Source organism: Streptomyces lacaronensis (genome assembly GCF_047337785.1).
Taxonomy (GTDB): Bacteria; Actinomycetota; Actinomycetes; order Streptomycetales; family Streptomycetaceae; genus Streptomyces; species Streptomyces lycopersici.
This window is the reverse complement of the sequence record NZ_JBLHDK010000003.1, coordinates 6,142,347-6,160,595: the sequence shown is the minus strand read 5'-3', so window position 1 is coordinate 6,160,595 and position 18,249 is coordinate 6,142,347. Positions and strand designations below refer to the sequence as shown.

General features: G+C 67.6%; 18 protein-coding genes. 8 read left to right on the top strand and 10 right to left on the bottom strand.

Translation table 11 applies throughout. The features are described from left to right. Window positions 1-115: 115 nt before the first annotated feature. Window positions 116-595 (top strand): hypothetical protein, encoded by a 480-nt coding sequence (locus ACMTAK_RS26835; protein ID WP_413808565.1) that lies wholly within the window; start codon window positions 116-118, stop codon window positions 593-595. Window positions 596-633: 38 nt separating this feature from the next. On the opposite strand, the gene ACMTAK_RS26830 is transcribed toward ACMTAK_RS26835, so the two are convergent. The 4 genes from ACMTAK_RS26830 to ACMTAK_RS26815 form a co-directional block, all read right to left on the bottom strand. After that, window positions 634-1,314, bottom strand: coding sequence for a response regulator transcription factor (locus ACMTAK_RS26830; protein WP_413808564.1), 681 nt, complete (start codon window positions 1,312-1,314; stop codon window positions 634-636). Beyond that, window positions 1,311-2,654, bottom strand: a complete 1,344-nt coding sequence (locus ACMTAK_RS26825) for a sensor histidine kinase (RefSeq protein ID WP_413808563.1) — start codon at window positions 2,652-2,654, stop codon at window positions 1,311-1,313. Before ACMTAK_RS26825 ends, ACMTAK_RS26830 begins: the two co-directional genes overlap by 4 nt. Window positions 2,655-2,891: 237 nt before the next feature. Then, window positions 2,892-5,198 carry an MMPL family transporter gene (locus tag ACMTAK_RS26820; RefSeq protein WP_413808562.1) on the bottom strand — a complete coding sequence of 769 codons (2,307 nt, stop codon included), beginning with the start codon at window positions 5,196-5,198 and terminating at the stop codon, window positions 2,892-2,894. A gap of 267 nt (window positions 5,199-5,465) precedes the next feature. Further along, a complete protein-coding gene (locus ACMTAK_RS26815) occupies window positions 5,466-6,047 on the bottom strand; it encodes a hypothetical protein (RefSeq protein ID WP_413808561.1) in 582 nt (193 codons plus the stop codon). Window positions 6,048-6,432: 385 nt separating this feature from the next. Here ACMTAK_RS26815 and ACMTAK_RS26810 point away from each other — a divergent pair, with 385 nt between their 5' ends. The 3 genes from ACMTAK_RS26810 (at window position 6,433) to ACMTAK_RS26800 (ending at window position 9,159) form a co-directional block, all read left to right on the top strand. Continuing rightward, window positions 6,433-7,884, top strand: a complete 1,452-nt coding sequence (locus tag ACMTAK_RS26810; RefSeq protein ID WP_413808560.1) for an amidase — start codon at window positions 6,433-6,435, stop codon at window positions 7,882-7,884. Window positions 7,885-8,097: 213 nt separating this feature from the next. Then, the gene (locus ACMTAK_RS26805; RefSeq protein WP_413808559.1) at window positions 8,098-8,496 is read left to right on the top strand and encodes a hypothetical protein; all 399 of its coding nucleotides are present in this window, start codon (window positions 8,098-8,100) and stop codon (window positions 8,494-8,496) included. A gap of 156 nt (window positions 8,497-8,652) precedes the next feature. Next, window positions 8,653-9,159, top strand: a complete 507-nt coding sequence (locus tag ACMTAK_RS26800) for a helix-turn-helix domain-containing protein (RefSeq protein ID WP_413808558.1) — start codon at window positions 8,653-8,655, stop codon at window positions 9,157-9,159. On the opposite strand, the gene ACMTAK_RS26795 is transcribed toward ACMTAK_RS26800, so the two are convergent. After that, window positions 9,103-9,933, bottom strand: a complete 831-nt coding sequence (locus ACMTAK_RS26795) for a hypothetical protein (RefSeq protein WP_413808557.1) — start codon at window positions 9,931-9,933, stop codon at window positions 9,103-9,105. The genes ACMTAK_RS26800 and ACMTAK_RS26795 overlap by 57 nt on opposite strands. 131 nt (window positions 9,934-10,064) lie before the next feature. After that, on the bottom strand, window positions 10,065-10,403 hold the full coding sequence (locus tag ACMTAK_RS26790) for a transposase (protein WP_413808556.1): 339 nt from the start codon (window positions 10,401-10,403) through the stop codon (window positions 10,065-10,067). Here ACMTAK_RS26790 and ACMTAK_RS26785 point away from each other — a divergent pair. Further along, window positions 10,369-11,484 (top strand): site-specific integrase, encoded by a 1,116-nt coding sequence (locus ACMTAK_RS26785; protein WP_413808555.1) that lies wholly within the window; start codon window positions 10,369-10,371, stop codon window positions 11,482-11,484. The genes ACMTAK_RS26790 and ACMTAK_RS26785 overlap by 35 nt on opposite strands. 622 nt (window positions 11,485-12,106) lie before the next feature. Here the strand turns inward: ACMTAK_RS26785 and ACMTAK_RS26780 are convergent. Next, window positions 12,107-12,658: a hypothetical protein gene (locus tag ACMTAK_RS26780; protein WP_413808554.1), complete on the bottom strand. Its 552-nt coding sequence runs from the start codon at window positions 12,656-12,658 to the stop codon at window positions 12,107-12,109. An 819-nt stretch (window positions 12,659-13,477) separates the two neighbouring features. Here ACMTAK_RS26780 and ACMTAK_RS26775 point away from each other — a divergent pair. Beyond that, window positions 13,478-14,011 carry an NUDIX domain-containing protein gene (locus ACMTAK_RS26775; protein WP_413808553.1) on the top strand — a complete coding sequence of 178 codons (534 nt, stop codon included), beginning with the start codon at window positions 13,478-13,480 and terminating at the stop codon, window positions 14,009-14,011. A gap of 3 nt (window positions 14,012-14,014) precedes the next feature. On the opposite strand, the gene ACMTAK_RS26770 is transcribed toward ACMTAK_RS26775, so the two are convergent. Beyond that, a complete protein-coding gene (locus ACMTAK_RS26770; RefSeq protein ID WP_413808552.1) occupies window positions 14,015-15,343 on the bottom strand; it encodes a hypothetical protein in 1,329 nt (442 codons plus the stop codon). A 129-nt stretch (window positions 15,344-15,472) separates the two neighbouring features. Here ACMTAK_RS26770 and ACMTAK_RS26765 point away from each other — a divergent pair, with 129 nt between their 5' ends. Both ACMTAK_RS26765 and ACMTAK_RS26760 read left to right on the top strand, forming a co-directional pair. Further along, on the top strand, window positions 15,473-15,952 hold the full coding sequence (locus tag ACMTAK_RS26765) for an ATP-binding protein (RefSeq protein ID WP_413808551.1): 480 nt from the start codon (window positions 15,473-15,475) through the stop codon (window positions 15,950-15,952). A gap of 31 nt (window positions 15,953-15,983) precedes the next feature. Beyond that, window positions 15,984-16,118 (top strand): hypothetical protein, encoded by a 135-nt coding sequence (locus tag ACMTAK_RS26760; protein WP_257631798.1) that lies wholly within the window; start codon window positions 15,984-15,986, stop codon window positions 16,116-16,118. 1,242 nt (window positions 16,119-17,360) lie between these two features. On the opposite strand, the gene ACMTAK_RS26755 is transcribed toward ACMTAK_RS26760, so the two are convergent. After that, on the bottom strand, window positions 17,361-17,831 hold the full coding sequence (locus ACMTAK_RS26755) for a MarR family winged helix-turn-helix transcriptional regulator (protein ID WP_413808550.1): 471 nt from the start codon (window positions 17,829-17,831) through the stop codon (window positions 17,361-17,363). A 58-nt stretch (window positions 17,832-17,889) separates the two neighbouring features. Next, window positions 17,890-18,240, bottom strand: coding sequence for a GntR family transcriptional regulator (locus tag ACMTAK_RS26750; RefSeq protein WP_413812998.1), 351 nt, complete (start codon window positions 18,238-18,240; stop codon window positions 17,890-17,892). Window positions 18,241-18,249: the final 9 nt, after the last annotated feature.

Genomic DNA, 18,249 nt, shown 5'->3' with positions numbered 1-18,249 from the left:
CATTAGCGGAGCGTTAGCCGTACGGCGGTGGATCATCAGCCGCGACCGACAGCCTTGTTCTCACGAGCCCGAACCACACGTCGCAAGACACCACGCCACGAGAACGGGGAAGACCATGTCGCACCGCATCGCCCTCCGCCACAACCGCCACGCCCGCAAGGCCGCCGCCGCCGTGATCATCGCTGTGGCCGCGCTCGGGCTCACCGCATGCCAGGACGGCGAGACCGGCTCCTCGTCCTCACCCTCCAGCTCCGCGAGCGCCCCCCAGTCCCCCGCACCCACGGCGAAGGACCAGGACCAGGCCAAGGACTCCGCCAAGGGCACCCCGTCAGGCACCCCCAGGAAGCCCGGGATGCGCTGCACCAACCAGATCAACTACGCGGGCGACCCCAGGTCCAACGCCGAGATCAACTCCATCGGCAACGACACCGGCTACTGCCCGGAGCCGGAGAAGGGCGGAACCCCCTCGGGCACCCCCAGGAAGCCCGGAATGCGCTGCACCAACCAGATCAACTACGCGGGCGACCCCAGGTCCAACGCCGAGATCAACTCCATCGGCAACGACACCGGCTACTGCCCGCCGATCGAGAAGTGAGCTCCTGCCGTGCCGCCGGTCGGCGGCCACGGTCGCGGTCACGGTGCGGGCGGAGTCGCCCGTACCAGGCCCGTCTGGTAGGCGATGACGACCAGTTGGGCGCGGTCGCGGGCGCCCAGCTTCGTCATCGCGCGGTGAACGTGGGTGCGCACGGTCAGTGGGCTGAGCGTGAGGACCTCGGCGATCTCGGTGTTGGACTTGCCCTCGGCGGCCAGGCCCATCACCTCGCGCTCGCGGACGGTGAGCTCCGACAGGCGTTGCGGAGGCGCGAGGTGGGCATCGGGGGCGGGGGACATGAGGAAGTTCGTGATGAGGGTGCGGGTCGCGACGGGTGACAGCAGCGCCTCGCCGGAGGCCACGGTGCGCAGCCCGGCCAGCAGGGTGTCGGCGGTGACGTCCTTGCCGAGGAAGCCACTGGCACCGGCGCGCAGCGCCTGGGCGACGTAGTCCTCGGTCTCGAACGTCGTCAGGATGAGGACGCGGGTGGCGGCCAGCTCCGGGGCGGCACAGATCGCGGAGCTGGCGGCGAGACCGTCCGTGCCCGGCATCCGGATGTCCATGAGGACGATGTCGGGGTGGTGGGCGCGGGTCAGCTCCAGCGCCTCCGCGCCGTCCGATGCCTCGCCGACCACCGTCATGTCCTCACAGGAGTCGATCAGGATCCGGAAGGTGGCCCGCAGCAAGGTCTGGTCGTCGGCGAGCAGCACCCTGATGGTCATGACTTTTCTCCTCCCGCAGGAGCGTCTGTGGCGCCTACGGCCGCCTCGGGTGCCTCAGCTTCTGGTGCTTCTGGTGCTTCTGGTGCCTCCGCTGGTTCAGGTGCCGAGGGCTGGAGCGGCAGCGCGGTGGTGACCTCGAAGCCGCCCTCCGGGCGGGGTCCCGCGCAGAGCTCGCCGCCGATGGTGCGGGCGCGTTCACGCATGCCCATGACGCCGAAGCCCCGACTCGGCCCTGCATCGGTGGCCTCGGTGGCCTCGGTGGCCTCGGTGGCGTCATCGGCGTCCGGGCCGTCGTTGCTGACCGTGATCAGCAGGCGTGAACCGGAGTAGGCCAGACGTACCTGTGCGGAGTCCACGGCGGCGTGCTTGGAGACGTTGGTGAGCGCCTCCTGCACGATCCGGAACGCGGTCAGGTCCACCCCGGGGGAGAGCGGGCGGGGCTCCCCCGTCGTGCTGACCGTGACGGCGAGCCCCGCGGACGCGCACGCCGAGACCAGCTCGGGCAGTCGGGCCAGGCCGGGAGACGGCTCCAGCGACGCCGAGGACGGGGCGTCGTTCTGGCGCAGCAGTCCCAGCGTGGCCTTCAGCTCGCGCAGCGCGGAGGACGTGGTGCCGGTCAGGTCGTTGAGGATCTTCTTCGTCTGCTGCGGACTGGTGAGCGCGAGGTGGGCGGCCGTACCGGCCTGCGCGTTGGCCAGGGCCATGTGGTGGGCCACGACGTCGTGCAGCTCGCGGGCGATGCGCATGCGCTCCTCGGTGACGCGCAGCCGTGCCTCCTCCTCCCGGGTGCGCTCGGCGTGTTCGGCGCGGGCCTGCACCGATGCCAGGTAGGCGCGCCGCAGCCGGGTCATGTTGCCGGCGGCGAGCGGCAGCAGCAGCCAGAAGAAGGGGCCGATCGTCCGGAGCACCAGGGACAGACTGTCCATGGAGTCGGAGACCGCCGACGCGACCATCAACGCCGCCATGATGGTGCCGCCGAAGACGCGTGTGGTCTTGCGGTCGGTGAGCGTGGCCAGCCAGTAGAGCGCCGCCATGACCGGTCCCAGCAGCAGGGGGGTGAGCAGGTACCCCAGCGAGATCGCGATCACCGTGCAGACGGCGGTCACGACGACCGCGGTGCGCGGATGGCTGCGGTACTTCAGCAGGGCGAGGCAGGACACGCCCATGAGGGCGGTGGCGGCCCTGTCCTGGTCGGGTGGGTCGGCGCCGGGCATGGTGAGGTTGCTGCCGAGGGCCGCACAGCCCATCAGCGACAGGACCAGCACCACGTCGATGACGTGGGGGTAGCGGTCGGCGTACTGCTCGAAACGGTCCGTGTAACGCTCAAGGCTGGTGCTCATCGGCTGGGCTCTCCACTCGGGGCTGTGGGCCATCGTGACCGATTCGACGCTCTGTGGGCCACCGTGACGGATTCGCTGGTCCGTGGGCCACTGTGACGGATTCGCTGGTCCGTGGGCCACCATGACCGTTTCGGTACTCGGTGGGCCACCGTGCCCGTTCCCCCGCGCGGACCGCCGCCGGGGGCGCCCATGTCGTTCGCCACGGGCGGCCCCGGTGGGGGCGGGTCGGGCGGTCGATCAGGTGCGGGCCACTTCCAGGCCGGTCGTCCCGGCCGATCCCGATTCCGGGTCCGGTTCCGCCCCCGATCCCGAATCCGGTCCCGGTCCCGACCTCGATCCCGGTCCCGATCCCGACCCCGGTCCCGATTCCGATTCTGCCCGGCGGCCGAGCGCCTCGCCCTCCACATCGACCTTGGGCAGCAGCCGGTCCAGCCACTTCGGCAGCCACCAGGCCCTGTCTCCGAGCAGCGCGAGCACGGCGGGCACGATCGCCATCCGTACGACGAAGGCGTCGAACAGGACGGCGGAGGCGAGCCCGAACCCGATCATCTTGACCATGGAGTCGCTCTCGCCGACGAACCCGGCGAACACCGCGATCATGATCAGCGCGGCGGCCACCACCACGCGCGCACTGTGCCGGAACCCGGATGTGATCGCCTGGCCGGGCCGCTCGCCGTGGACGTACGCCTCCCGCATCCGCGAGACGAGAAACACCTCGTAGTCCATGGCCAGGCCGAAGATGATGCCCACCAGGAAGATCGGCATCAGGCTCATGATCGGGCCGGTCTGCTCCACGCCCAGGAGTCCGGCGCCGTGGCCCTGCTGGAAGACGAGGACGACCACGCCGAGGGAAGCCAGCACCGACAGCAGGAAGCCGAGGGCCGCCTTCAGCGGGACGAACAGGGACCGGAACACCACCAGCAGGAGCACGATCGCGAGACCCACCACGACCACCAGGTAGGGGACCAGCGCGGACTGCACCTTGTCGGAGACGTCGATGTTCAGCGCGGTGGTACCGGTGACCTCGAAGGTCGCCCCGGTCTCGGACTCGACTCCGGGCCGCTCCCCCCGGATGGTCGTGACCAGGTCCTTGGTCCTTTCGTCGGTCGGCGCCGTGGACGGCACGACCTGGAAGACGGCCGTGTCACCGGCCTCGTTGAAGCGGGCCGGGGAGACGGAGACGACACCCTCGGTGCCGCCGATCTTCTTCGCGACCGTGTCGGCGGCGCCCTTCGGATCGATGTCCCCCTTCGCGCCCTTCGCGTCCACGACGACGGTCAGCGGCCCGTTGAAGCCCGGCCCGAAGCCCTCGGCGAGCGCGTCGTAGGCCCGACGCTCGGTGGTGGACGTCGACTTGGCCTCGTCCCCGGGCATGCCGAGCTGCAGATCCGTCATCGGCACCGCGAGGGCCCCGAGGCCCACCACGCCGAGCAGCAGCACGGGCAGCGGACGCCGCAGCACGAACCGCGCCCAGCGGCTGCCGCCGTTGTCCCGGGTGCCCTCCTCCTCGATCCGTCCGCTCCTGCGGGCCCGCCGCCGGAGCACGGCGTTCGGCCAGAAGCCGAGGAACGCCGGGACCAGCGTCAGCGCGACCAGTACGGCGACGACGACCGCACCCGCCGCGGCCAGGCCCATCTTGGTGAGCATCGGGATGCCGACCACCGCGAGTCCGGCCAGTGCGATCACGACGGTGAGCCCGGCGAACACGACCGCGGAACCGGCCGTGCCGACCGCCAGACCGACCGCTTCCTGCGGCACCCGGCCCTTGGCGCGCTCCTCGCGGTAGCGGGAGACGACGAACAGGGCGTAGTCGATGCCGACCGCGAGACCCAGCATCATCGCCAGGGTGCCGGTCGTCGTGGACAGGCCCAGCGCCTCGGACAGGGTCAGGATGGTGGCCATGCTCACGCCGACGCCGATGATGGCGGTCAGCAGCGGCAGCCCGGCGGCGGCCAGCGAACCGAAGGTGACCAGCAGCACGACGGCGGCTATCGCGACACCGATCACCTCGGCCGCACCGCCGGGCCCGCCACCGTCGCCCATCGCGCTTCCGCCGGCCTCGACGGTCAGCCCGGAGCCCTGCGCCGTATGGAGGACCCGCTCCAGCTGGTTCTTGCTCGCGTCGGTGAGGTCGTTGGCGGCGACCTTGTAGGTGACCGTCGCGTACGCCGTCGTGCCGTCCTTGCTGACGGCCTTCGCCTGGAACGGGTCGACAGCGCTCGCGACTTGAGCCCCGTCGCCCAGGTTGGCCACGGCCTTCTCGACGGCCTGCCTGTTCTCGGTGGCGGTGACCTTCTCACCACTCGGCGCGACGAAGACGACCCGGGCGGTCGCGCCGTCGGCGGAAGCTCCGGGGAAGCGCTGTTCCATCAGGTCGAACGCCTTCTGGGACTCGATGCCCGGCATCGAGAACTCCTCGTCCGAACCCCCCGAAGCCTTGAGCGCGCCCAGCCCGACGGCGGCCAGGACGGCCGCCCAGACCAGGGCGACGTACCAGCGTCGCCGGAAGGCCAGACGGCCCATTTGGTAAAGGAATGTAGCCACGACAGGAGGTCTCCGCATCTGGTGCCGACTGTCCGCCCAGGCTCTCCGGGAGCGGGCCGCCCTGTCGTCGTGCGCCTGCCGACATTTCGCGCTACTGAGAACGCAGTACACACCGGCCGGTCGGATCCACCGCTGGTACGACACACCCGCCCGGGTGGCGGCGATGGCCGCCGACCACTGTTGTCACCGCATGGCGTGCGCGGTCGCACAGACGCGCGCCCGGCGGGCGGAGGCCCACCGGGCGCGCGGAGTGCGGAGTCGCGTGGCCTACGGGTGGTACTTCTCCTCGACCGTCTCGGCGGCGCCGGACTTGGGGTTCATGGTGACGCGTACGGTCACGCTGTTGGTCTTCGCGGCCTTCTCCAGCTGCTCCACGGTGCAGTTGGAGGTGCCGTAACCGTCGTCGCCGATGGACGCGGTGCCGTCGTCGTCGGAGCAGATCGCGGCCGCGCCGAGGATCTTCGTGGCATTGGAGATAAAGAACGCCTGCTCGATACCGCCGCTCTCGGGCTTGACGGTCAGCTTGCCGGGCGCGAGGTACTTCAGTGTGCCGACGTACACACGGTGGTTCCCCGCGTTGGCGGCGCCGCCGCCCTTGGCCCCACCGTTGCCGGCGGCGGGTGGCGCCGTGTCGTTCTTGCCGCCGCCCTGGCCCTGCGAGCCGGAGTTGTCCGAGGAGGAGCCGCTGGTGGGCTGGGCCGAGGCCGAGGAGCCGGCGGAGTCGGCCCCGGAGTCTTCCGGGCCGCAGGCCGTGGCCCCCAGACTCAGCGCCGCGGCCGCGACAAGGGCGGCGGCGATACGGCGGCCGGCGCGGCCGCGGAAGCGGGTGGTGGTGGCGGCGGTGTTCATCGTGACCTCGCGTTGCTGTGTTCTGTCGTCTCGCTCCCGGACGACAATCAGCTTCGAGGGTCGCGTTGGCGTTCCACTAAGACCGCGTTGGCGTTCCGCTAACGGACAACTAATACCGTGCAGCGGCAGCGCAACGCGCCCCAAGGCCAGGTCCTGCCGAACCGGGGCCTGCGCGTTGGTCTCCTGGAGCAGCCTTCCGTAGCGGTCCCGCTGCTCCGGTGACATGGCGGCGGCCAGCCGGTTCGCCGCCGACCGACCGAGAGCGGCCAAGGGTAAGGGCGAACTACCTGTGGCCGGAGAGAAACACAATGAGCGTTGAACCCTTCACCCCATTGCGCGAAACGACGTTTTATGGCCTGTCCCAGAGGCCGATACGGTCGGATTCATGGAGTGGAATTTTCTGACGGCAGAAAAGCTCGCAACTGCCTTAAGTGCCGGTGAAGTGACCTCGGCGGAACTGACCGACGAGGCGATCGCCCGTATTGAGCGGGACGACAAGGCGATCAACGCGATCTGTGTGCCGGACTTCGACCGTGCGCGGGCCGCCGCGCGCGATGCCGACCAGGCGCGCGCCCGCGGTGAGGACCGGCCGCTGCTCGGCATTCCGGTGACGGTCAAAGAGTCCTACGACATAGCCGGGCTGCCCACGACCTGGGGCATGCCGCCGCACCGGAACTACATACCGGCCGAGGACGCGGTGCAGGTGTCGCGCCTCAAGGCCGCGGGCGCGGTGGTGCTCGGTAAGACCAACGTGCCCATGGGACTGCAAGACGTGCAGAGCTTCAACGAGATCTACGGCACCACCAACAACCCGTGGGATCACGGCCGTACGCCCGGAGGATCCTCCGGCGGATCGGCGGCGGCCCTGGCGTCCGGATTCGGCGCGCTGTCCATCGGCTCCGACATCGCCGGTTCATTGCGCACCCCCGCACATTTCTGCGGTGTCTACGCACACAAGCCGACACTCGGGCTGGCGGCGAACCGCGGCATGGTCCCGCCGACCGCGCCCGCGCTGCCGGCCGAACCAGACCTCGCCGTCGTCGGCCCGATGGCGCGCACCGCCCGCGACCTCACACTCCTGCTCGACGTCATGGCCGGACCTGACCCGCTGACGCTCGGCGTGGCGCACGACGTGACACTGCCGCCCGCGCGCCATGAGCGGCTCCGCGACTTCCGGGTCCTGGTCCTCGACGACCATCCCCTCATTCCGACCGCGTCCGCTGTGCGGGCGGGCGTGAACCGGGTGGCCGACGCGCTCACCGACGGCGGCGCCCGCGTCGAACGACACAGTCCGCTGCTGCCCGATCTGACCGAAGCCGCGGTGCTCTACACGCAGTTGCTGTTTTCGGGCTTCAGCGGCCGTTTTCCCCTCGAAGCGTACGAGCAGCTGCGGACCCACGCCGCCGAACTGAACGCGGACGACCAGAGTCTCGATGCGGCGCTGCTGCGCGGCATGGCGTTCAGCCACCGCGACTGGATCGAGGCGGACAGCCGCCGCGAACTCCACCGCCACGGCTGGCGGCGGCTCTTCGCCGAGTTCGACGCCGTGGTGTGCCCCATCACGCCCACTCCCGCGTTCCCCCACGACCACAACCCCGATCTGAGGGAGCGCCGGCTCGACATCGACGGCGTCGAGTACCCGTACCTCGACCAGCTCGTCTGGGCCGGCGTGGCCACCATGCCCGGCCTACCCGCCACCGCCATACCAACGGGCCGGTCCCCCGAGGGCCTCCCGGTGGGAGTGCAGCTCATCGGCCCGATGTACGAGGACCGCACCCCACTGCGGCTGGCCGAACTCCTCGAGCAGAAGATCGGCGGCTTCCAGGCACCGAAGTAAGGCATGAGCAGGCGGTACTACCCGAGTGCCCGCCGAGAGCAAGACGCGGCTCACGACGAGAGCCCCTCCCGATCGCCGGAAGGGGCTCCGAACCGCAGAGATCAGGCAGTAGCCAACGACGGTGATCGTCAGGCCCCCCTTCTGTGCACCTTCTGGTCCGCTTTGAGTATGGGTACTCAGGCATGCGAGGTCTGTGCTGTGCATGGTGAAGCCATGTTGAACAGCAGGTTGGGCCGCTGGGCAAAGGGCATCGCCGTCTCGGCGGCCGCGGCCCATGCGACGTACTGGGTCTGGGAATCCGCCGAGCGGTGGGAGTCGGAAGCGCGACAGGCCAATCCGGACGCGGGTATCGGCGCGGGGTTCATGGAAGGAGCGCTGGCCACACTCGCCTGGTTGACACTGGCGCCCTTGCTGCTGTGGGCAGGGATGCGATTGCTGCGGGAGCGAGACAATCAGCTGCTGGTGAGCATGGGATCAGCGACCTGGATCATCCTCGGGACCCAGATGACCGAGGGCAGCATCAGCAGGATGGAAACGGAACTGTTCCTTCTCGCGTTCGCTCTGCTCGGCGGCTTCCTGGCACTGTTCCGCCCCACCGCACCAGCAAAGTGATCGCTCCGAGAGCCGCTGTCACCGCATACACCAGAGGCCCCTTCCGATGATCGGAAGGGGCCTCTGAGCTGCTGCGCGCTCGGCAGTGTGCTCGCTCAGGACATAGGAATGGGGTGTCTCAAGACATCGGCATGACCTTGGGGACAAGGTCTGACGATGCCGAAGAGGCGTCTGGTGATCACTGCTGTGGTTGTAGAGGGCCGTACCCAGGGCGAGGTCGCGCGGGCGTACGGGGTGTCGCAGGGCTGGGTCAGCCGTCTGGTGGCCCGCTACCGAGCCGAGGGCGAGACGGCATTCGAGCCGCGATCCCGGCGCCCCAAGACCTCACCGACCGCCATCGATCCGAGCACGGTCGAGCTGATCGTCCGCATCCGCAAGGACCTGAACGAACAGGGCCTGGACGCCGGACCCGAGACGATCGCCTGGCTGAGCCAGGTCCCGGCCAGGGCCCGGATCACCACCCGGCTGCGGAACGCGGCGGGCCGGCGTGTGTGCGACGCCGGGTCAACGGTCATTCAGGCGGGTCGTGACCTGCATCTGTCCGGGCCCACCGTGATGGACGCCTTCCGCCAGGACGTGAAGCGCTGTTCCGGTCAGCCCCTTCAATCACTGAAGCCCTTGCCTGTGGGTCTCCTGGTTGGCAGAGCGCGCCTGAGTGCGTAGGGCTGGACGAGCTGCGGAGGATGCGGGCTGGCCGGCGGTCGGCTGAAGCCTCGACGCGTGTCCCGCTGTGGGGTTTGACAACGTCTTTATCTGGTCGAAGACGACTGGCTTCCGCAGGTGATTACTGAATGCCTGCGCAACCTCCTCCCCCCATTTCGCAACCAGCTCGGGATCCCTGTCCCTTTCATTAGGCCTTGCCCCTTTACTCATAAAGCGGCCCGACTTGTCGTTTGCTGTCCCAAATTCCAGCTCGGGGTCGTAGCGAAATTCGCCACTTATCGCAGCCGCTCCCCTTTTCGCCTTTCCATCCTTATGGAAATCTACCGCAATTGTCGTGTGCCCCAGTCCATCTATACCCTTCTCCAGATCCCGCTGCGTCGGATATTTTATATTCTCCTCCGGGTTTTCCTGTTGCTGCTTGAGTGCACCCTTCCGCAACGATCCCAACAGCTTCAGGAAATCCTTCCGCCCGAGGACCGTAAGAAGCTGTTCGCTACCCAGCATGACGCGCCAGCGGCGGAGGACGCCCGGTATGTCCGGGTCCTCCCGTTGGACGGCCGAGTAATGCCACACTGCACCTTTGTTCCCATTGATAATCCACTCGCGAGGGATCTCATCGAGCGGTATCAGCAAGGGATTGGCCCGTAGATAGTTCCCGTCGTCCAGTTCTCTGTCCTTGATCCGCTTTGGAGGCAACTGGCGCCCAAGGTTCTGACGCGTGGTGCGCCTGACGCCGCCTTCTTCTGGGTGCGACTGCATGGAATCTTCCGGCATTCTTATCCCCTATCCATCATGCCTGCGGCCCACTTTTCCTGGGATGCAACAAACACATCGATAATCCGGTTAAGTTGCGGCTATTTGGAGATGAACCCAAAGAGAACTTCAGAGGTATAGAAGTTGGGTCTTCAAGGTTGAGCGGTGCGGAGGTGTCCGCGGGCTCGGCGGGTGGTGACACAGCGTGTGCGCAGACGCTGGTTGGCGGGGTTGCGAAAGCCGTGGGCGGCACGAGCGGTGAGCTCGATCATGCGGTTGATGCCCTCGCTCTTGGCGTTGCTGTGGCCGGTGGCGATGAACGCTTCTATCTCGGGCCACCAGCGGTCGACGGTGACGGCGAGCTGACGGACTTCGGGGATGTCGGAGTCCGCGCACCAGGTGAGGAACTTGAAGCGGAGCTGGCCGATGCGGTGCCGGTCAGCGCCGGTGCGGGTGGTGGCGAGCAGGTCACGCAGCCGCCCCGTCGTCACGAGCAAGCTGAGCCTGGGCGAGTTCCTGACGTACTGGCTGGCCAACGTCGCTCGGCTTAAGGTGCGTCCGGCCACGTACGCGGCCTACGAAACGCTCGTGCGGATCTACCTCGCTCCGGGCCTCGGGAAGAAGAAGCTGGCCCGGCTCACCGCCCGGGACATCCGGACCTTCCTCGCCGCCACCGCTCGCACCTGCCAATGCTGCGCCCAGGGGAAGGACAAGGCGCGCCCGGAGCGGAAACGCCGCTGCTGCGCACTGGGCAAGTGCTGCGAGTCGTACCCGTCCGATCGGACGGTGCGGTTCCTGCTGGTGCTGCTACGGGCCGCTCTGGAGCACGCGGTGCGCGAGGACGAGCTGCCGCGCAACGTGGCCAAGAACGTCGAGCTGGGCATGGGCACGAAGCGCGAGATAGAGCCGCTGACCGTGGAGGAGGAGCGTCGGCTCCTGGCGGCGGCGCGTGGCAATCGGATGTGGGCGGCGTACGAACTGGCCGTACGGATCGGGCTGCGACGCGGGGAAGTCCTCGGCCTTCGGTGGAAGGACGTGGATCTTACGGACGGCACAGTCACCATCCGCCAGACGCTCCAGCGCGTTGGCGGGGAACTGCTGGTCGCTGCTCCGAAGACTCAGCGCTCGGCCCGCCGGGTGGCGCTGCCCGGCGAGTGCGTGACGGCGCTCCGGGCTCGCCGGGCCCAACAACGGGGAGACCGGCTTGCGGCCGGGGACAAGTGGAAGGACAACGGCAGCGACCTTGTGTTCACCACTAAGCACGGGACCCCCATCGAGCCGCGCAACCTGAACCGCGCCTTCACCCTGCTGTGCGACAAGGCGGGCGTCCGGCGCGTCCGGTTCCATGATCTCCGGCATACCTGTGCGTCTCTGCTCCACGAGCAGGGGGCTGACGCCCGGATGATCATGGAAGTGCTCGGGCACAGCTCGATCCGCGTGACGATGGACATCTACACCTTCGTCCGGTTGGACTCGCAGCGCTCCGCCTTCGACCGCGTCGGCGATGCCCTGCGTGACAGCAACGAGGATGACGACGGTGAGGGCTTCGGCGGAGTCCCGGCAGCAGTCTGAGAGAGCCGCACGGCGGTTGCTGTCACCGTTGCTGTCATCGCATACGCAAGAGGCCCCTTCCGATCATCGGAAGGGGCCTCTGAGCTGCTGCGCGCTCGGCAGGATTCGAACCTGCAACCTCTTGATCCGTAGGTTCGGGCAGGGTGCTGGTACGGGGTCCGATTGCGCCTCGGTCCGGTGCTCGCGGTGGGCCGATGCCGGGCGTCATGTGCCGTCGTTGCCGTCACCGTTGCCGTCAACCATCTCGATGCGAACTACGGGCCGGGCGGTCGCTGAGGTCTGCTGGGCTGGCCAACAGGGCGCCTGAGGTTGGTCAGGGTCGGCTGCGGTCGCGACGGTTGCTGTACTCCGCTGCTGTACAGCAGCTATCGGCGCGAGATCATCCGTTCATAGACGACGAGGAACGGCGCCACGTACCCGGATGCTTCAGCTGGGGTGGCCTGGCCGCTGCTGATCAGTACGACGCCAGCTGCAAGCGCAGCTGTGTAGGCGACCCCGGTCACCCACGGCGGAGTAAGCGACTGTCCATCCTCTGTCCGTTGTCCCATAATGGGGGGTGGCTCCTAACTATCCAGTAGGGCCCGAGGCCACCCGCGCGGACTGGAAAACGTTGCGGGTGGCCTCAGCCGTTATAGAGGTGCGGCAGCGCGCCACACAGCGAAATTCTGTACCAGCACATCTCGATTTTGCAAATGCCAAGGCCAGGCCGCGATAAACGACTCTTAAGGCTTGCATCCGGCGGGCAGAGAAAGCGGGACAGGGGCTCAGCCATCGCGCTGCCGAGTCGATCGATCGAGCCGCCGATCGATCTACCTGGATAGCTGACCAGGCATCCTCTCTTCCCCCTGTCCTCCGCTCTTCCCTGCTTCTTTCCCTCCTTCTTCTTCTCGGTGTTCTCGGCCTTGTCGTTCTCCCTCTTCTTCTTAGTCTTCTCGCTCATCTTCATCTTCTCGGCCTTCTTGTCCTTCTTAGCCTTCTTAGCCTTCTTAGCCTTCTCGGCCTTCTTATCCTTCTCTCTCCTCCGCCATTCCTTCCTTGCGTCACCGCCTGCGCCCCTGTGTCCCTGCTTGTGTCCCTGTGTCCCTGCTCGTGAGATTGAGAACCACCATGAGACCGGCTCACGCGCACGCGGGCGGTGGAGCGGCTTTGGGCGCGCCGGGCCGCCCATGTGCACGGGAGGCTTCTACCTCTGGCCTTCACCCCCATCGGGCGCCTGCCATGCAGACCTCAGCCGCCTCATAGCTTTTAGGGCTCTGGTGGCCTTCTCGGCCAACACAACAGTCTGATCCAGTGCATAGCCCAATACGTGCACTACGCCAGCCACCAGTGCGATGGCGGCTGCGGCCCAACCAACCGTCTCCACGAATCCGACCCCTTCTGAACACGGGGGCCGGTGGGAGGCAACTACACGCTCGGACCGACCACCCGATGAACGGTGATCAACCGAGGCGATGCCCGACACGCTGCCTTCTTGACGTATGGAGTTGGATGCGATGCGTCCCTGCACCTTGAGCTGGGGCTACTCCCCTGCCTACGGACCCAGGAACGCTCTGTGTCGGTGACGCTCCTGCGGCCGGAGCTTCAGCATAGCGATAACGGAGGTCGGAGCCGACCAGCCCGTCGGCGTCTGCGCGGGAACTTCCTCACGCCTTGGCCTTCTCATGGTGGGCGCGTGTTGGCGCAGCCTGCCGAAGCGGCGCGTAGCCGGGGCTTGGTGAAGTGGGGAAACCTATACTGCGCAGGCAGCGCAGCGGTTTTCAAGACGGCTGCTACAGCCCTCACCAACGCGAATGACTCCTCTCACTGCCTCCTGCGGGCCTCGTGGTCCACCAGGGGTCCACAGGATCGGCGGGCGTCGGCGCCACCGCCAGACTCTTGATTCGTGGGTTCGGCCAGAGTCCCCCGGACTTGCGATGGTCCGGGGACTTCTGCCTTCTCAAGCCGGGCCGGCCGTCTGGGATGCTGGAGACCACGAGCGAGAGGGGCAGCGTCGATGGAGTGGAAGACGCACGGCGAACGGCAGATCTACACCAACCCATGGGTGAACCTGTGCCTTGTCGATGTCGAGCAGCCGGATGGACGGCGCTGGGAACATCACGTCGTGCGGCTGCGGCACCTCGCGGTGGCGGCCGTGGTCAACGATCAACGTGAAATCCTGATGATGTGGCGGCATCGCTTCATCACAGATGCGTGGGCCTGGGAACTGCCCATGGGGTTGATCGAGGACGGCGAAACCCCCGAAGCAGCCGCAGCGCGTGAGGTCGAAGAAGAGACAGGTTGGCGGCCTGGCCCCATGAAGCCACTGATCTATGCTGAGCCCGCAAACGGGATCACCGACTCGCAGCACTACGTCTTCAGAGCGGATGGCGCTACCCACATCGGTCCCCCGACGGAAAAGAACGAGTCGGACCGCATCGAATGGGTTCCGCTGGACCGGGTGCGGGGCATGATCGACCGTCGCGAGATCGTGAGCAGCGGCTCGCTCGTCGGCCTGCTGTACGTCCTCATGGACGAGTCAATTCGCTGACGATCAGCTCAGCATGGCCCGCAGCCGCGCCTCGAACGTCACGGCTGCGGGCTCCTTGCCGAATGGGGCAAGCCGCTGCTGGAACTCACGCAGATGACCGGTGACACGCTCAGAACCAACGGCGGCGGCACTCTCCAGGGCGACCGTGGCCGTGTGACATGCCTGGTCGAGATTGCCCCGCTGGAGCTGGGTTGTGGCCAACCAAAAGGCGTGGAACGCCCGCCCTCGCTGATTGCCCCCGTGCCCACGCCGCAACACGTCAGCGATCAGCGGCTCGGCGGTGGCCGCCTCGCCGAGTCGGCTGTGAACGATGCCGGTGTCCACGATCAGCTTGGGCTCATCGAAGTACGTCACCCATGCCGGGTCCAAGTCGGTGCCTGACGCCCGCTCGAACTGGCGGTGCGCCTCGGCGAGGGCGGCATGGGCCGCGCTGGGGTTGTTCGTCGAGGCATGGGCGAACGCCTCACGCATCGCGAGCATGGCCATGACTCGTGGTGTCCCGTCGCGCCCTCGGGCGGTGTCCTGAGCTGCCGCCGACAGGGCTACGGCGTCGGCTGGCCTGTCTTCATAGGTGGCCTGCAAGCTCATGCAGGCCAGCACATTCGCCATGAACTGCCGGTCATCGATGGCCTTCGCGAGTTGCAGCGATTCGGCGAAGTACGTACGGGCCTGGCTGTACTGGCGGGCGTCGAAGTGGGTCCAGCCGGTGAGCCTCGCCAGCTCGGCAGCGATGCCGTACAGGTCACGGCGGAATCTTCCGTCGGGCGTTTCCTTGATGGTTTCTATGACATAGCGAAGCTGGCCGACGACCGCTGGGCGTAGTACTTCGCCTCCGTGCTGGTCGTCGCGGCGCCAGTAGTCCTCGATGGAGGCGTGGAGAGCGCGCAGCGTGGAGGGGCTGAGCCGTGGCCCGGAAGCAGCGGCAAGGATGCTGTCCAGGTCAACGCTGGGAAGCACGCTGGCAACCGTGGCACGCTGGCCTGGCACAACTACGGGGCCGTGCTGCTCAACGTGAGCAGTGTCGGCTCTCAGTGCTTTGGGAGTCTCCCATTCGCGTCGGGCAAGCCCGAGCATGTGACCAGGGATGCGTAAGCCATCAGCCACGCGCTCGATGACGCCGATGTCCCTGATCTGCCGTTCGCCCTTGATGACTTCCCCGACCCGGCTCGGGGTCAAATCGCAGCGCCGTGCGATCAGTGAGGCATGAAATCCGCCGCGCCTCTTGGCCAAGCTGAAGACTCGTGGGAAATCACGCCTGCGGCAAGCGTCGATCATCTCGGGGTCGCTCAACAAGCGGGCCGGGAGCCCGGACGGCTCCTCGTTCTTGAGCATCAGCGGCACTCCGGGGAAGGACGGCGGGCAACGCTTGGCCGGATCTCGCGGTGTCCCAATGATGTTACCCACTGTGGGTAATCACGCTGGTGTCGTTTTCGGCGCCGCACCCCTGCGAGGCTGCTGGTCATGCAGCAGACGGGATCGAACGGGCGTGAAGTGGTGGGCCATTGGGCCCATGACCCACGCTCTGTCGGCCGGGCACGCGCCGAGTTGCGCGAAGCGCTGGCCGGTTGGGGTCTGGTCACAGTCGAGGGCACGGCGCAGATCGTGCTGTCGGAGCTGCTGACGAATGCCATACGCCACACGCGAGTGTCAGCAGGTCAGGAGATCGAGACGCGATACCGGTGTGAGGGCGACAGCGTACGGATCGAGGTTCACGACGCCTCCGACGAGCGGCCCGAGCCGAGGAACCCGAGCTGTGAAGTGGCGCACGGTCGGGGGCTGGTCCTGGTCGAAGCGCTCGCGGACCGGTGGGGCGTCACCCCGTGCCCAGTGGTCGGAAAGTCGGTATGGGCCGTGTTGACGGCTCCTGGCTCGGATGCAGACCAAGCGATGAAGGGCGGGATGCGGCATGGCAAGGCAGACGCCGAAATGGACGGAACATGAGTCAGAGATCATCGCCGCGTACCGGGACGGCATGCGGGTCACAGAGATTCAGCAGCGGTTCGGCATAGCGAACACGATGCTCTACGACCTGCTTCACCGCAGAGACGTACCGCTGCGCTCGGGCCGACAAAAGCTCCCCTGGTGGCGCGGCGGATTGCTGCCCTAGAGACCGGGCGGGGGCTGCCGTTCCCCGGGATGGACCCGGTAGCCCTCGCCCTCCCACTCCCCTCGGCGCAGTGTCCGTGAGGCAAGCACCTCCCCCGCCTCACCGACGTCACACACTGCGCCTCGGGAGAAGACGGCGGACGCCACACCGTCCGCCGTCAGCGGTCCGGCTCCCACACTCGCGCCCAACCAAATCAACGCGCGAAAGGGAGCCGGACCGCCCAGCACAACAACCACAAACGCGAAACCGGACCACCCCTCAAACCCTGGCAGGCGCGGGGTGGTCCGGCGGAGAGTCCATGATCAGGACCCCGGTGCCGATGGTACCGGGGCGGTTGTCGTGCTCGCTTCGACTCCGCCTGTTCCCACAGGAGTTCAGACGCAGGAAAGGGATGGGACGAGTGCGAGGCAGACGCGAGGTGACGGGCTCGGTGGCGACGGCCGTCAGAGCGTTGACGACACGCAGGCCAGCCACCGCGATATGGAAACCGACGCGGAGCGACCACGACGGCCTGAGCCACCGCGCGGCAGCAGCTGCTCCCCGCCCGCCAGGACCGGACGGTTCGGTCTGCTCACGCGCCCGCATCCGTGACGGCGGCAGTACGGCGGCCGGCCACATCGAACCGGGTCCGACGACCGACATACCCCCGGCCGGGCACCCCTCCCCTCCCCGCTGGCCGCTGCTACGCGCACAACGACGATGGCCGCAGTCGGCGGACGGTTGGCCATGTAAACCGCTGTGGGTAGCCGCCCCTCGACGGCGGGCAGGTCGGGCGCCTGGTCCTGGCCGTGCTGCTGCGTCGGCGCGCCCCGCTGCGGTCGGCAGGCGCTCTGTGAGAGCTGTTCCAGGTGCTGACTGCGGTTGGTGGGCCGCTGATGTGGGGTGGCGCGCTGAGTGGCCCGGGGGCGCCGCTGAGCGGGGCGGCAGACACGAGCGGGCGGCGGCCACGGGCCGCCAGCGCGCGCGGCCCGCGCAAGCGGGCCGCCTTGATCCAGTAAAGAAACTCTGAACAGCTCGGGCAAGGAAAGCCAGGAAGGATCGCAATGCGGGGTGCGCGCAGCCAACGCGCAACAGACAAGGGGGAACTGGTGCTGACCGAGCGGGAGCGGGCACTGCTGGCCGAGATCGCGGCCATGACTGAACGCCTGCGCGGTGAGCTGGAGGAGGTTCGCTCGGAGGTGGCGGAAATCAGTGGGTGTTCAGCGAGTCACCCACAACCCACCGGGCACCCTCCCGCCAGCGTCAACGCGGCGTCGCCGTGCCGCCGACATTGCGGATCACGCGCTGGAGAATGGTGAGTGCGGCCGCGTACTCCTCGTCTGTGATGCCTTCGTGGATCTCCGAGCGCAGTTCGGCAACGAGGGCCTTGATCCGGACCTTGGCATCTCGTCCGACGTCTGTGAGGGTCAGGCGGTCGGCGTCGTCGGCGGTGAGCCATTCGCGGTGGAGGAGGCTGTCAACGGCGTGGCCCATGTCTTCGGGGCTCACCTCGTCCAGGAACGCATCCAGTCGGCCGCGGACCTGCGCGCGTGTAAGGCCGTTCTCGGCGGCATCGACATAGTTGAGCGTCCACCACTGCTGCTGGGTGACGTCTACCCGAGCTAATGAGCTGCGGACATGTTGGAGAAGCACACGGGTGGTGGCCCATGTCCAGTAGGCGATGGGCTGGGCAGCCAGGGCCGAGACATCAAGGCGTTCGGGTTCCGTTTCCATGACTGGAAACACTAGAAGTTGAACCTAGGTTGAGGTCAACGATGGCGGCCTACGACTCCTACCGCGACTTGAGTTCGGCGACTTCCTGCTTGAGGTTCTGGACTTCCGCGTTCAGGGTGCGGAGCTGTTCCCGGATCTCCAGGAGCGCTTCGGCGAGGGTCCCGGCGGCTTCCGCGCTGGCCGGGGCCGTCTCCGTCTTGGATGCCGTCCGGGGGCTCTCAACGCGCTTGGGCTCGATTCGTTCGCCTTCGGGGCCGATGGCGTCGGCGACGTAGCTGCCGCGCCCCGGCACGGTGTAGATCAAGCCCTCTTCGCGGAGCACGCGCAGTGCGCTGCGGGCGGTCATGTTGGCGATGCCGAACCGCTCTTGCAGCTCGCGGTGCGAGGGGAGCTGTTCGCCCGGCTTGATCTTGCCCGC

Coding starts and splice junctions, on each gene's coding strand:
- ACMTAK_RS26770 (WP_413808552.1), bottom strand. CDS start 15,343: ATGCTCAAGAACGAGGAGCCGTCCGGGCTCCCGGCCCGCTTGTTGAGC.
- ACMTAK_RS26800 (WP_413808558.1), top strand. CDS start 8,653: ATGCCGAAGAGGCGTCTGGTGATCACTGCTGTGGTTGTAGAGGGCCGT.
- ACMTAK_RS26760 (WP_257631798.1), top strand. CDS start 15,984: ATGCGGGTCACAGAGATTCAGCAGCGGTTCGGCATAGCGAACACGATG.
- ACMTAK_RS26835 (WP_413808565.1), top strand. CDS start 116: ATGTCGCACCGCATCGCCCTCCGCCACAACCGCCACGCCCGCAAGGCC.
- ACMTAK_RS26815 (WP_413808561.1), bottom strand. CDS start 6,047: ATGAACACCGCCGCCACCACCACCCGCTTCCGCGGCCGCGCCGGCCGC.
- ACMTAK_RS26795 (WP_413808557.1), bottom strand. CDS start 9,933: ATGCCGGAAGATTCCATGCAGTCGCACCCAGAAGAAGGCGGCGTCAGG.
- ACMTAK_RS26755 (WP_413808550.1), bottom strand. CDS start 17,831: ATGGAAACGGAACCCGAACGCCTTGATGTCTCGGCCCTGGCTGCCCAG.
- ACMTAK_RS26830 (WP_413808564.1), bottom strand. CDS start 1,314: ATGACCATCAGGGTGCTGCTCGCCGACGACCAGACCTTGCTGCGGGCC.
- ACMTAK_RS26775 (WP_413808553.1), top strand. CDS start 13,478: ATGGAGTGGAAGACGCACGGCGAACGGCAGATCTACACCAACCCATGG.
- ACMTAK_RS26810 (WP_413808560.1), top strand. CDS start 6,433: ATGGAGTGGAATTTTCTGACGGCAGAAAAGCTCGCAACTGCCTTAAGT.
- ACMTAK_RS26805 (WP_413808559.1), top strand. CDS start 8,098: ATGTTGAACAGCAGGTTGGGCCGCTGGGCAAAGGGCATCGCCGTCTCG.
- ACMTAK_RS26765 (WP_413808551.1), top strand. CDS start 15,473: ATGCAGCAGACGGGATCGAACGGGCGTGAAGTGGTGGGCCATTGGGCC.
- ACMTAK_RS26825 (WP_413808563.1), bottom strand. CDS start 2,654: ATGAGCACCAGCCTTGAGCGTTACACGGACCGTTTCGAGCAGTACGCC.